Below are 12,908 nucleotides of genomic sequence, written 5' to 3' on the forward strand. Positions count from 1 at the left end.
GGCGGCGGTGCCGGGCCGAACGGTCCGGGTGAGGTTCAACGGGGCTCCCCCTTCCGGTTCTCGGGGGTGCCGTAGACCGTGCCGACGGGCGGCAGCGGCAGGGCGGGCAGCGCTTTTCGCCGTGCGCCGTCCACCGGCACGAGTCCGGCCGTGGACACGGTGTCGGGCGGGACGGTGATCTCGGGGCCGTAGCTGAGTTCGTTGATGTCGGCGCGGCCGTTGAGGGTGCGGTGCACCGGGTCGTAGGCGTTCAGGGCGTTGCCGGCGGCGAGCGGGGCGGTGTCCATGGCCTCGGCGAGGGACGCCCGCTGGTCGACCAGGGTCCGGGTCAGCGGCACGAGCGCGTCGACGTTCTTCTTCAAGCTGCCGCGGTTGTCCTGGATGAAGCCCTTGACCTGGCCGAGCGCCGTGCCGAGTTCCTTGAGCGCGGCGGCCAGATTCTCCTTGTCGTCGGCCAGGAACCCGGTGACGGAGGCCAGTTGCTTCTCTGCCTTGGCGACGTTGCCGTCGTTCTTCTTCAGCATGGTGGTGAAGGACTGGAGGTAGGAGAGGGTGGCGAACAGGTCGCCGCTGCTGCCGTCGAGGGTCCTGGCGGCCTTGCCGAACTGCTCGATGGAGTCGCCGATGGCCTTGCCGTTGCCCTCGAGGTTGGCCGCGCCGGTGTCGAGGAGGCCGGCGAGCGCGCCGTCGGCGTTGGCGCCGTCGGGCCCGAGGGCCGTGCTCAGTTCGGTGATCGACGCGTACAGCTGGTCGACCTCGAGGGGCATCGCGTTCCTCTCGGCGGGGAGCACCGCGCCGTCCTCGATCCGTTCGCCGCCGGTGTACGCGGGGGCGAGCTGGATGTAGCGGTCGGCGACGACGCTCGGTGCCACCACGACGGCGTGCGCGTCCTTCGGGACATGGACGTCCTCGTCGAGCAGCAGGGTGACTTTCACCTTGTCGCCCTCGGGCCGCACGGAGTCCACGGTGCCGACCTTCACTCCGAGGACGCGCAGGTCGGATCCTTCGTAGACGCCGGTTGCCCGGTCGAAGTAGGCGGTGATCCGGGTCGTTCCTGACTCCTTCAGGGCCATCGCCCCGGACGTCCCGGCGACGGCCACGAGGGCCAGGCCCGCGCCGATGCCCACGATGCGCTTGAGGTTCACGATCCTCCGCCCTTCGCGGTCGGCTTCGGGGCATGCAGCCGGTGGCCGGCGGCGTGCCGGCGGGCAGGTAGTTCTTGGGGACGAGGCCGCAGACGTAGGTGTCGAACCAGCGGCCGTTGCCGAGGGTGTTTCCGACGAGCCGGTAGTACGGCCCGGCGAGGGCGAGGGTCCGGTCGAGCTTCTCCCGGTTCTTCAGCAGGACGGCGGTGACCTTGTCGAGCGCGTCGAGGGTCGGCTTCAGCTGCCGTTTGTTGTCCTGGACGACTCCGGTCAGTTGGATGCCGAGGCTCTTGGTGCCGGTGAGCAGCGCGTGGATGGCGTCGCGTCTGGACCTGATCTCGCCGAGGAGGTCGTTGCCGTCCTCGAGCAGCAGCTCGAAGCTGCTCTTCTTCCCGTCGAGGGTCTTGGTGAGCTGTCTGCTGCCCTTGAGGAGTTCGGCGAGCTGCGCGTCGCGTTCGGACACGGATCTCGACAGGGCGGCGAGGCCGGTCGCCGCGTTGCGGACGTTCGGCGGGGAGTCCTTGAAGGTGTCGGTGATCGTCCGGAAGCTCTCGGCGAGCTTCGCCGTGTCGATCTTCCCGATGGTCTCTCCGAGCCCGTTGAAGGCCTGGGTGACGTCGAACGGCGAGGTGGTGCGGCTGCTGGGGATGGGTTCTGAGGGGTCCTGGGTGCGTGTTCCGAGCGGGTCGACGGCGAGGTACTTGTCGCCGAGGAGGGTCTTGATGGCGATGGCCACGGTGCTGGAGTTGCCGATCCAGGCGTCCTTCACCGAGAAGTCGACCCTGACCCGGGCACCGGCGAGCGCCACGGCGGTCACTTCGCCGACCTTGACGCCGGCGATGCGCACCTCGTCGCCCTCGTCGAGGCCCGCCGCCTCCGTGAAGTCGGCTCTGTAGGTGGTGCCGCCGCCGACGAAGGGCAGGGCGTCCGCCTTGTAGGCGGTGATGCCGAGCAGGGCGAGGACGAGCAGGCCCACGAGGGCGACGGCGACGGGGTTGCGTTCCTTCACGGACCGCGGGCGGAAGCGGAAGCTTTTCATCCGCGACACCTCGACTCGGTGATCCCGATCCCGGTGGGCGGCGGGCTGCCGTCCCACGTGGCGACATCCCTGACCTTCGCTTCGCAGAGGTAGAGGTTCAGCCACGATCCGTAGGAGGCCAGGCGGGTGATGGCCTGCATCTTGGCGGGCGTCCGCTGAAGGAACTCCTCGACGCGGGGTGCGCCCTTGTCCAGCTGCCGGGACAGGCGGCCCAACTCCGCGATGTCCTGCTTGAGGGTTGCCGGCCGTCCTTCAGGAGGTCGGCGGTGACGGTGGTGAGGTCTGCCATGGCCGCGACGGCCTCCCCGAGAGGTTTGCGGTCGCCGGAGAATCCGCTGACCAGTTTCTGGAGGGTGACCACGAGTTCGTCGAAGCCCGCCTCGCGGTCGTTGACGGTCTTCAGGACGGTGTCGAGGTTCTTGACGACCTCGCCGATGACCTTGTCCTTCGCGGCGACGGTGCCGGTCAGCGAGCCGACGTGCCGCAGGATGCTGTCGACGGTGCCGCCCTCGCCCTGGAGCACCTGGACGATGGACCCGGCGAGGTCGTTGATCTCACCGGGCGACAGGCCTTCGAACAGCGGCTGGAAGCCGTTGAACAGCTGGGTGAGGTCGAGGGCGGGAGTGGTGCGCTCCAGCGGGATGGTGCCGCCGGCGGCGAAGGCGCGGCCGACCGGCCCGGTCCCCTGGTCGAGATCGATGTAGCGCTGCCCGACCATGTTGAGGTACTTGATCGACGCGGTGACCGAGGCGGGCAGGGTGCGGCCCTTCCGGACGTTGAAGGCGACCTCGGCGACCCGGCGCTCGACGACCTTCACCGACTCGACCTGGCCGACCTTGACCCCCGCGATGCGCACGCTGTCACCGGGGACGAGTCCGGTAGCGTCGGTGAAGCGCGCCTTGTAGGGGGACGTATCGCCGACAGACGTGTTGGCGATGCCGAACGCGAGGGCGGTGGTGGCGAGGACGGTCACGACGATGAACGCGAGGGACTTGACCAGCGGTCCCACGAGAGAGCGGCGTTTCACTTGAGCGTCACCTCCGCACCGCGGTAGACGGGGCCGGTCAGCACACTGCTCCAGTCGGGCAGCTTGTCCGGGGTCTGCTTCAGCTCCGGCGCCATCAGTTCGTTGACGAGCCGGTTCTCCTGCGGCGAGTTGGGCAGACCGAGGCTCTCGGCGGCCGCCCGCGCGGCGGAGGGGGCGGGCCTGCCGGTGTACGGGACGGCGTAACAGTGCGGTCCGCCGCCGCTGTCGTAGACCGGGGTGTCCCTGCCGGGCACGTACGTGCCCAGCGAGGGCACGGCGGTCACGTCCACGTGGAGCCCCGGCTCGTCGGTGCCCTTGCCGAGGGCCTTGTCCATGGCGGGTACGAACCCGGCGAGGGTGCGAAGGGTGCACGGGAAGGAGGACGAGTACTCGGCGAGGAGTTCGAGGGTGGGCCGGCCGGCGGCGGCCAGCCGGATCAGGTTGTTCCGGTTCTTTCGCAGGAAGGCGGTGAGGTCCTGCGCCGATGTGGTGGCCGAGCCGTACAATCCGGCGAGCTGTGCCTGCTGGTCGGCGATGGTGCCGCTGGTGGTGGTGAAGTCGGTGAGCGCCTGGAGCACGTCGGGCGCGGCGTCCGCGTAGAGATGGCTCACCTCGACGAGGTGGGCGATGTCCCGGTTGAGCACCGGGAGTTGCGGATTGAGCTTCTTCAGGTGGCCTTCGAGGGTGACGAGCGTTTCGCCGAGCTGGTCGCCGCGGCCCTGGAGTGCCTGGGAGACGGCGGTGAGGGTGGCGGACAGCTTCTCCGGCTTGACGGCGGTCAGCAGCGGCAGCACGTTGTCGAGGACCTGTTCCAGTTCGACGGCGTTGCTGGAACGGTCCTGGGTGATGGTGTCCCCCGCGCCGAGCGTACGTGCGGAGGAGTCTCGGGCGGGCGGCACCAGGGCGACGAAACGCTCTCCGAAGAGAGTCGTCGGCAGCATCTGTGCGGTGACGTCGGCGGGCACCCGCCGGAGCTCGTCCCGGTCGACGGCGAGGGTCAGCCGGGCTCCGGTGCCGTCGGCACGGATGTCGCGGACCTCGCCGATGACGACGCCGCGCAGTTTGACCTCGGCGCCCCGGTGCATCTCGTTGCCGGCCGCTCCGGTGAGGACGGTGACGGTGGCGTCGTCGGTGAACTTCTTGTCGTAGACGGCCACCGAGAGCCATACGAGCAGCACGGGCACGAGCAGGAAGGCCACGCCCGCGAGCCGTCTTCTTGCCGTGTGCGCGGTCATCCGGCCACCTTCACCGTCGTGGTCGCGCCCCAGATGGCGAGCGAGAGGAAGAAGTCGGTGAGGCTGATCAGCACGATGGCGTTGCGCACGGAGCGGCCGACGGCCACGCCCACACCGGCCGGGCCGCCGGAGGCGCGGAAGCCGTAGTAGCAGTGCGCGAGGATCACCATCACGCTGAAGATCAGCACCTTGAGGATCGACAGCAGGACGTCGTCCGGGGAGAGGAAGAGATCGAAGTAGTGGTCGTACGTGCCCGCGGACTGGCCGTTGAACAGCACGGTGACCCAGCGCGAGGCGAGGTAGGAGCTGAGCAGTCCGATCGCGTACAGCGGGATGATGGCCACGACGCCGGCGATGATCCGGGTGGTGACCAGGTACGGCATGGACCGCACGCCCATCGCCTCGAGCGCGTCGACCTCCTCGTTGATGCGCATCGCGCCGAGCTGGGCGGTGAAACCGGCGCCCACCGTGGCCGAGAGCGCGAGGCCGGCGACGAGCGGCGCGATCTCCCGGGTGTTGAAGTAGGCGGAGACGAAGCCGGTGAAGGCCGAGGTGCCGATCTGGTTGAGGGCCGCGTACCCCTGGAGTCCGACGACGGTGCCGGTGAACAGGGTCATGGCGATCATCACGCCGATGGTGCCGCCGATGACGCCGAGGCCGCCGCTGCCGAATGCGACCTCGGCGAGCAGGCGTTGGACCTCGCGCAGATAGCGGCGCAGGGTCTTCGGGATCCACAGGAGGGCCCGTACGTAGAAGATGAGCTGGTCGCCGCCGCGGTCCAGCCGGCCGAGCACGGACATCGCTCAGCCCCCTTCGGGGGACGATCTGGAGATAGATCGCCGTGAGGACCATGTTCACGAAGAACAGCAGCATGAAGGTGATGACGACGGACTGGTTGACCGCGTCGCCGACGCCCTTGGGGCCACCGCGCGGGTTGAGTCCGCGGTAGGCGGCGACGATGCCCGCGATGAAGCCGAAGATCAGGGCCTTGAGTTCGCTGATGTAGAGGTCGGGCAGTTGCGCGAGGGCGGAGAAGCTGGCGAGGTAAGCGCCGGGGGTGCCGCCCTGCATGATCACGTTGAAGAAGTAGCCGCCGAGGGTGCCGACGACGGAGACCATGCCGTTGAGGAGTACGGCGACCAGCATGGTGGCCAGCACCCGCGGTACGACCAGGCGCTGGACGGGCGAGACGCCCATGACCTCCATGGCGTCGAGCTCTTCGCGGATCTTCCGGGAGCCGAGGTCGGCGCAGATCGCCGAGCCGCCGGCGCCGGCGATCAGCAGGGCGACGATCAGCGGGCTCGCCTGCTGGATGACGGCGAGGACGCTGGCGCCGCCGGTGAACGACTGCGCGCCGAGCTGCTGGGTGAGCGAGCCGACCTGGAGGGCGATGACCGCACCGAACGGGATGGACACGAGGGCGGCCGGGAGGATGGTGACACTGGCCACGAACCAGAACTGCTCGACGAGCTCGCGGAACTGGAACGGCCGGCGGAAGATCGCCCGGGTCACCTCGGCGGCGAGCGCGAACAGCCTGCCGGTCTCGCGCATCGGGGCGAGCAGCTTCGAGGGCCTTCCCGGCGTCGGCACGTGGGCCGCTCTGTCGTCGGACGGTGCGGGCGGCCGCACCGGCAGCGGGGCGGTCATCCGGGGACTCCGCGGCCGGCCGGACCGTAGCTCCGCATGATCGCGGTGCGGGCCGCCTCCGGCAGCTGGGCCATCATGCCGAGCACCCGTTCCCTGCGGCGCAGCGCACCCTGGCGGACGGGCATCCCGGGTGAGGGTTCCAGCTGGGGGACGACGGTCCGCGGCTGCCGGACGTGGTCGCCGACGCCGGACCGCTGCTCCTTCGCCAGGGTGGCGGCGTCCTTCTCCTCCGACATCCCGATGGGGCCTTCGCGCCGCCCGCCGAGGAACTGGGCGACGACCGGTTCCTCGCTGGTCAGCAGCACCTCGCGGGGCCCGAAGGTGACGAGGTTGCGGCGGAAGAGCATGCCCATGTTGTCGGGAACGGTGGCCGCGATGTCGAGATTGTGGGTGACGATCAGCATCGTGGCGTCGATCTGCGCGTTGAGGTCGATCAGCAACTGCGACAGGTAGGCCGTGCGCACGGGGTCGAGACCGGAGTCGGGCTCGTCGCAGAGGATGATCTGCGGGTCCAGGACCAGGGCGCGGGCGAGCCCGGCGCGTTTGCGCATACCGCCGGATATCTCGCCGGGGAGTTTGCCCTCGGCGCCGAGGAGTCCGACGACCTCGATGCGCTCCATCACGATGCGCCGGATCTCCGACTCCTTCTTGCGGGTGTGTTCACGCAAGGGGAAGGCGATGTTGTCGAAGAGTGTCATCGATCCGAAGAGCGCGCCGTCCTGGAACATCAGGCCGAACAGCTTGCGCGTCTCGTAGATGTCGCGTTCGGGGCTGCCCACCATGTCGACGCCGTCGATGAGGACGCGGCCGCGTTCCGGCTTGAGCAGTCCGATGATGGATTTGAGGAAGACGGTCTTGCCGGTTCCCGAGGGCCCGAGCATGACGCTGACTTCTCCGGCCGGGAGGGTGAGCGTGACGTCCTGCCAGATGTTCTGTTTGCCGAAGGACTTGGTGAGTCCTTCGACGACTACCTCGATTCCCATTTCACCTCCCGTTCAAGGTCCGTGGGCAGCGGGCTGCACACAGGTGTCGAATGTGGCGGAAGTGCACCGGGCGCCCGCACGTTACGTTCGGGTACGCAGCCGGGGCAATGGCTGTGACCAGCGCTTTCAGGCCGAACTCAGTGGTTTGTCACGCCATGACAACGCGGTGGGGAAACCTTGTCCCCGGGTGCGTACGGTTGCGTACGGGTGCCTGGCGGGGGCGCCGGCCCGGCCGCGGCCGGGCGGTGCGGGAACGCGGTCATCGGGAGGACGGCTCCTCAGGACTCCTGGCCGGGTAGCGACGGGATCGTGGGCGGGCACTCGTTGTTCGGGCTGTTCGGGATGCACAACGGGCCCTGCCTCATGGCGATCAGGTTCTCCGGCCCGGACAGTGACGCGCTGAACAGCTGGTCGAGGTCCTCACCGCCCGTACCGCAGCCGGAGAACTCGGGGATCGTCACGGTGCCTCGCATCGGTCCGCCCTTGAAGACGTTCTCGTAGTCGGGGAACTTGCCGTGCAGGACGACCCTGTAGGGGCGTGCCGTCCGGCAGGCGGGGCCGACGTCCAGCGGTGTGCCGTTGACCTCGACGTCGTAGACGCGCAGCGACTGGTAGAAGCCCGCTTGGGCGAAGTTGACCCTGTTGGGCGGTGAGCCGATGGTTCCGGTGGAGATGGTGACGGGGCCGTTGGTGAACTCGACCTTCGCGGTGACGGGCTGGAAGCCGAAGGTGAGGAAGGTCGATGTGGCGTCCGGCAACGGCAGTTCGCCGTAGGAGTCGGCGCGGAAGTAGCTGCCGCCGGGCCGGGTGCCAGGACGGGACACCGAGCGGGTGACGGCCAGCACGTTGATGAACCGCGGAGCGTCGGAGGGGTCATTGACGATCATGGCGCCGCCGAGCTTCTCGACGTTGGCGAAGCCGACGGCGTACGCGCAGCCGAGCCTGCCGGGCAGGACGGTGACGCGGGGCGGTTCGCCGCCGGGCGGGGGCTGGGGCACGAAGCTCTCGTCGATCCCGCCGGCGGGCTTCTCCGTCGGGCAGGGGCTCCGGGGCTCGGACGGCGAGGGTTCCACGGCGATGTCCTGCGGCCGCACGGGCTCCTCGGCGGTGGGGGACGCGGAGGGGCCCGGCTCCTGCGAGGGGTCGGGCCGGGTGCCGCCGGGCACGGGCACGGTCGCCAGCAGGGCGTCCTGTCCGTCGGCCGGCCGGCAGTCGACGGGGGGCAGCGCCGCCGGCTGCGTCTCCTCACCTGTCTGCGGCCGCAGTTCCAGTCTCATGGCGCCCGCGGTGAAGGTGATGTCGCCGGGGGCGGTGACGGTCACGGAGGGGACGGCGCCGCTGTGTTCGAGCACCAGGTCACCCGAGGCGTCCGGTACGGGGACGGCCGGCGCGGCCAGAGCTCCCCAACGGGCTTCGGCGGTACGCCCTTTCTGCGCGACCAGCACGGTGAGATCGGCAAGACCGGCGACGGCCGTCGTGCCCTCCGGCAGCACGCCTTCGAGGGCGGCCGGCCCGATCGTCAGCCGCACGGCCGGTCCACCGGGCCGGACGGGCCGGTTCACCACGCCCGCGTCGGGAAAGGTGCCGATGATCGCGGCGGTCACGGTATGTGTTCCCGACGGGAATGCGCACTCGTAGGCCACGCTTACATCGGTGTCCTGCGCCCGGGCGGCAGAACCGGGACCTGCCAGAATTCCCGCGACCAATCCCGCGGCGCCGAGAAAGGCGACACGGGAAATGCGAGGAGGACGTTTCGCAACGCCCGTCATGGTGCCCCCCATTGACTGGTGTTCGGCCTTTGTTGCCGGGGATATCGATCCGCTCGGAGATCCGCCGCGGGAACCCCGCGCCCGGGGGACCGGGTCACGGGGCGGGCCGCGCGGCTGCCGGCGGGTGTCAGTCCGGGGAGATCGTGTGGCTGCCCGAGACCGCGTAGACGGCCTCGTACAGCGCTTCGTCGCCGTCGTTGATCAGGCCGAGGCAGTCGGCGCCGGAGGCGACCAGGCTGCCGCCGTTGATCACCAGCTGCTTGGTGTCGTTCTTGTAGTGGCCGGTGACGGTACCGGCGAAGTCGGCGGTGCAGCCGGAGCCGCTGATGCTCGCGTCGACGCCGGTGATGGAGCCGTCGACCGCGTTCGGCACCGCGCTGACGCCGGTGGCGTTCAGGCTCCAAGGGAAGTTCTTGCTGGTGACGTCGAACGGGATGCCGATGACCGAGCAGTCCTCGAACGTCAGGCTCGCGATGGTGCCGATGCCGTCGCCTGCGTTGCCCGAGCCGGAGACGAGCGAGCCCGAGGCGTTGGAGGAGGCACAGTCCAGCGTGGCGGCGGGCACCGTGAGGGTGGGGTTCGTCGCTACGGCGGTGAACGCACCGCCGGGGGTGACCGTCCATGTGACCAGTGACGTGGCCGAGGCCTGCGTCACCGTCATACCGAGTGCGGCGGTGAGCGCCGCCGTGGCGATCATGGCGCTTCTGGCAATTCTTCGCACGGGTAGTTCCCTTCAGGGGGATGGGCTTGCCTGATGGACCCTTTTCGGCCCTGGCGGCGGGCCGAAAAGCGTTGCGGCTCAGTTCTGGAACGCGGGTCGAATTCTCATGGCCACCCGGTCGTGCATCTTTCCGAAGTGACGCTACGAGCGGGTAACCAGACGCGCAATACCGGTTCGGCAGATTCCCGCAATGCCGCTACCAGCCGGTATTTTCTTGTCGCCGGCGCCACAGACCGCCCCGGATTCTTGTCCGGAAGTGAGCACTCCTCTCCCGGCGCCACGTGGCGAACCGCCCGCTCCCCCCGACCGGTACGCGCACATGCCGACCCGTCCCGACCGCTGTGCAGGCGCTCCGCGCTGGACTATGTTCAGCCCCCACGAAGTCGTCACGCCTGTCGGTCCGTGGGAGCGCTTCCCCCACAGCCCCCACCCCCACCGGACACCCGGAGATCGAGGGGACAACCATGCCGAGAACGACCACCCAGCCGTCGGACGCCGGAGAGCCGCTCGGGCCGCTGCCACAGGAGTTCGCCGCCATCATCAGGCCCGAACTGCCCAGCCTGATCCAGGAGATCGGCATCGAGGTGACCCGCGCCTATCCGGAGTACGGAAGGTTACTGAAGGGCCCGTACGGGCACGCCATCCAGATCGGCGTCGAACAGAACATCTCCGTCTTCGTCGACCAGGTGGCGTCCCCCTCGGCGCCGTCACCGCTGCGCGACGAGATGCTGCGCCGCTTCGGCCGGTTCGAGGCGTACGAGGGCCGGAGCCTCGACTCCCTCCACGGGGCCTACCGGCTCGGTGCCCGCGTGGCCCTGCGCCGCGCCAAGCGGATCGGCCGGCGCTACAACCTCTCCCCCACCCTGATGCTGAGCTTCGCCGACGCCCTCTTCGCCTATGTGGACGAACTCGAGGCGCTCACCAGGGAGGGCTATCTGGAGGTGCAGGCGAGAACGGTCGCACAGGAGGCGACCGTCCGCCGCAGGCTGCTGCACCTGATCATGGCCGGACCGCCGGTGCCGCGCTCCGCGATCGCGGAACTGTCCGAGCAGGCGGGGTGGCCGCTGCCCGAGAAGGTCACCCTCGTCGCCCTGCGGACGTCCCCGGAATTGGCCGGAACGGAGCTCGACAACGATGTCCTGGCGGAACTCGGCGGACCGCACCCGCACTTACTCGTCCCGGGACCGGTCGACGACCAGCGAAGACACACGCTGGAGAACGCGCTGACCGGCCACCGGGCCGCCGTGGGACTGACCGTACCGACCGCCGAAGCCGCGGACTCCATCCGATGGGCCCGCCGCCTCCTCGACTTCGCCGACTCGGGTGTCGTGGACGACGCCCCGCTCACCTTCTGCTCCGACCACATGCTCACGCTGTGGCTGCTGTCGGACCCGGCCTTGCTGAACCAGCTGGCGGAGCGCGAACTCGCCCCTCTCGCCCGGCTGACGCCCACGCGCCGCAACCGGCTGATAGAGACTCTGCGGATCTGGCTGGACACCCGTGGCACCGCCGCACAGATGGGTGAGCTGCTCGATGTGCACCCGCAGACCGTCCGCTACCGGCTGCGCAATCTCGAATCGATCTTCGGTGATCAGCTCACCGACCCCGAGAGCCGGTTCGCGACCGAGGGTGTGCTGCGCGCACTCCACCTACGGGAGCGCCGCGACGGCGGGGCGCGCTGAGACCGGTGCCCCGCTCCGTGAACGGCGTGTCCCGCGACTGTTCCGGACCGCAAACCGCGCCGCCGGTCCACTCCGGGCGCGGGCGGCGCGTCCTGATCGCCGAAGGCGGCACGAGGACGCGCCGCCCCGGGCCGGTGATCATCGGGTGTCCGTCACCGACGGCTGGCCACGGGAGGGCTCATCAAAGCCGGACGATCTCCTCGCGGGGGCGTCCGGGCGGAGTGTGGCCAGTGTCACCATCGGGTCCGCGCCCGAGGGGGCGGGCGCGGTCCGACGGGTACGTACTCCGGTCGGCCCCGTCGGCGGGCGTGGCGCATCACGCCCTGCCCGCACAGCTCTGACCTGCCCTTTTGCCTCACTGACCGCCGAGGCTCCGGGCCGCGAAGGAGACACTGTAGATCGACAGGGGGCGGCCGCCGGCGGCCCCGACGGCGGGAGCGGGCACGGTGGCGCCGTGGCCGGAGCAGGGCGGCAGGGCGGCGCGGTGCGCCCTCCGCAGCCCCGCAGAGATCAACCCGCTCACGGTTTCACCCACTTGAGCTGCGCATTCGGTTCCAGCGGCCCGGATTCCGGCCGTCGGAGTCCCTTTTGCGCCGCAAGGCCGCCGATTCGGGTGCTTCGGCGGCGTTCGCGTAAGGTATGTCGGCGGTGCCGCTGGGGACGGACGGCCGGGCGAAGGGTGCGGTGCGCGCCTCTCGTACGGCACCCTCGTCCTTCCTGGGCGGCTCGGCCGGGACGCGGTCGACTCACTCCCGCGTAACGAGATCACGGGGCGACCCGTACGGTAAAGAAGGACTTCACGTGACCGCCTCCCCCCTCGTCCCGGTGCCGATCCCCGACCGCGTCGCGGCGCTGATCGGGTCCTGCATGCCGGTCCACATCCTCCAGGCGGAGATCGACGCCGAGTGCGCGGCGCGCGAGGTGAGCCTGTTCCGCGGGCCGCTGTGCGCGGAGGACCGGGCGGACCGGGAGCACGCGCTCGCCACGCTGGCGCGGGCCAACAAGGTCCTGGCCGCGTACGACCCCCGGCTCACGGTCATGCCGCGCCGGCACCGCTGACCGCCGTCCCCGGCTCACGGTCATGCCGCGCAGGCACCGCTGACCGCCCGCGGCCTCACTCGATGAAGGTGCCGTCGACATACACCCAAGCGCCGCCCTCACGTGCGAATTTGCTGTGTTCGTGCAGCTCGCCCCGGCTGCCGTGTTGGCGGTAGCGGGCACGGAAGGTCACGGTGCCTCTCGAGTGGAAGGCGCTGCCGTCCGTGGTGGCGACGATCTCCAGAGAGGTCCACTGCATGCCCGGGTCCAGCTCGAGATGCCGGGGCCTGGTCGACGAGTGCCAGGTGCGCAGCAGATACGCCGCGTCATGGGCGACGAAGGCGCTGTAGCGCGAGCGCATCAGCAGCTCGGCCGTGGGCGCGGACTCCTCCCCGCTGTGGAACCGGCCGCAGCACTCCCCGTACGGGGCGGTCAGCCCGCAGGGGCAGGGCGATTCGGCGGTGAGGGTGGGAGGCGTGGTGCCTCTGGTGCGTTTGGTTCGTCGGGCCATGGCTTCATTTTCCAGCCATTGAGCAAAGGCGGCGCACGCGTGGCTTCCGCGTCGTGAGGGACCTCCGTATGCTCCAGCGCCGGACGCGAAAGTTACCGTCGGTAAGGGGCT

At 69.8% G+C, this 12,908-nt stretch carries 10 protein-coding genes and 3 pseudogenes; 2 read left to right on the forward strand and 11 right to left on the reverse strand.

The window, feature by feature from the left end:
* Positions 1 to 35 precede the first annotated feature (35 nt).
* From GLX30_RS05125 to GLX30_RS05165, 9 genes and pseudogenes are all read right to left on the reverse strand, one after another.
* The gene (locus tag GLX30_RS05125) at positions 36 to 1,145 is read right to left on the reverse strand and encodes an MCE family protein (protein ID WP_159684081.1); all 1,110 of its coding nucleotides are present in this window, start codon (positions 1,143 to 1,145) and stop codon (positions 36 to 38) included.
* A 28-nt stretch (positions 1,146 to 1,173) separates the two neighbouring features.
* Positions 1,174 to 2,184: pseudogene (locus GLX30_RS05130) on the reverse strand (MCE family protein); the annotation flags it as partial.
* Positions 2,181 to 3,211: pseudogene (locus tag GLX30_RS05135) on the reverse strand (MCE family protein). The pseudogenes GLX30_RS05130 and GLX30_RS05135, both read right to left, overlap by 4 nt.
* Entirely contained in the window at positions 3,208 to 4,446 is a 1,239-nt protein-coding gene (locus GLX30_RS05140) for an MCE family protein (protein WP_159694875.1), read from the reverse strand. The pseudogene GLX30_RS05135 and the gene GLX30_RS05140 overlap by 4 nt, the downstream one beginning before the upstream one ends.
* Positions 4,443 to 5,246 (reverse strand): ABC transporter permease, encoded by an 804-nt coding sequence (locus GLX30_RS05145; RefSeq protein ID WP_159684083.1) that lies wholly within the window; start codon positions 5,244 to 5,246, stop codon positions 4,443 to 4,445. The genes GLX30_RS05140 and GLX30_RS05145 overlap by 4 nt, the downstream gene beginning before the upstream one ends.
* A gap of 7 nt (positions 5,247 to 5,253) precedes the next feature.
* Positions 5,254 to 6,093, reverse strand: a pseudogene (locus GLX30_RS05150) (ABC transporter permease); the annotation flags it as partial.
* The gene (locus tag GLX30_RS05155) at positions 6,090 to 7,076 is read right to left on the reverse strand and encodes an ATP-binding cassette domain-containing protein (protein WP_159684086.1); all 987 of its coding nucleotides are present in this window, start codon (positions 7,074 to 7,076) and stop codon (positions 6,090 to 6,092) included. The pseudogene GLX30_RS05150 and the gene GLX30_RS05155, both read right to left, overlap by 4 nt.
* Before the next feature lie 278 nt (positions 7,077 to 7,354).
* Positions 7,355 to 8,857, reverse strand: coding sequence for a DUF6801 domain-containing protein (locus tag GLX30_RS05160; RefSeq protein WP_347879691.1), 1,503 nt, complete (start codon positions 8,855 to 8,857; stop codon positions 7,355 to 7,357).
* Positions 8,858 to 8,972: 115 nt separating this feature from the next.
* Positions 8,973 to 9,566, reverse strand: a complete 594-nt coding sequence (locus GLX30_RS05165) for a hypothetical protein (protein WP_159684091.1) — start codon at positions 9,564 to 9,566, stop codon at positions 8,973 to 8,975.
* Between the two features lie 464 nt (positions 9,567 to 10,030).
* Here GLX30_RS05165 and GLX30_RS05170 point away from each other — a divergent pair, with 464 nt between their 5' ends.
* Positions 10,031 to 11,248, forward strand: a complete 1,218-nt coding sequence (locus tag GLX30_RS05170; protein ID WP_159684093.1) for a PucR family transcriptional regulator — start codon at positions 10,031 to 10,033, stop codon at positions 11,246 to 11,248.
* Positions 11,249 to 11,603: 355 nt separating this feature from the next.
* Here the strand turns inward: GLX30_RS05170 and GLX30_RS05175 are convergent, their stop codons facing one another.
* Entirely contained in the window at positions 11,604 to 11,771 is a 168-nt protein-coding gene (locus GLX30_RS05175) for a hypothetical protein (protein ID WP_159684094.1), read from the reverse strand.
* Between the two features lie 278 nt (positions 11,772 to 12,049).
* Here GLX30_RS05175 and GLX30_RS05180 point away from each other — a divergent pair, with 278 nt between their 5' ends.
* Positions 12,050 to 12,307 (forward strand): hypothetical protein, encoded by a 258-nt coding sequence (locus tag GLX30_RS05180; protein WP_159684097.1) that lies wholly within the window; start codon positions 12,050 to 12,052, stop codon positions 12,305 to 12,307.
* A gap of 55 nt (positions 12,308 to 12,362) precedes the next feature.
* On the opposite strand, the gene GLX30_RS05185 is transcribed toward GLX30_RS05180, so the two are convergent.
* Entirely contained in the window at positions 12,363 to 12,797 is a 435-nt protein-coding gene (locus tag GLX30_RS05185) for a YchJ family metal-binding protein (protein WP_159684098.1), read from the reverse strand.
* Positions 12,798 to 12,908 lie beyond the last annotated feature (111 nt).

Source organism: Streptomyces sp. Tu 2975 (assembly GCF_009832925.1).
GTDB lineage: Bacteria > Actinomycetota > Actinomycetes > Streptomycetales > Streptomycetaceae > Streptomyces.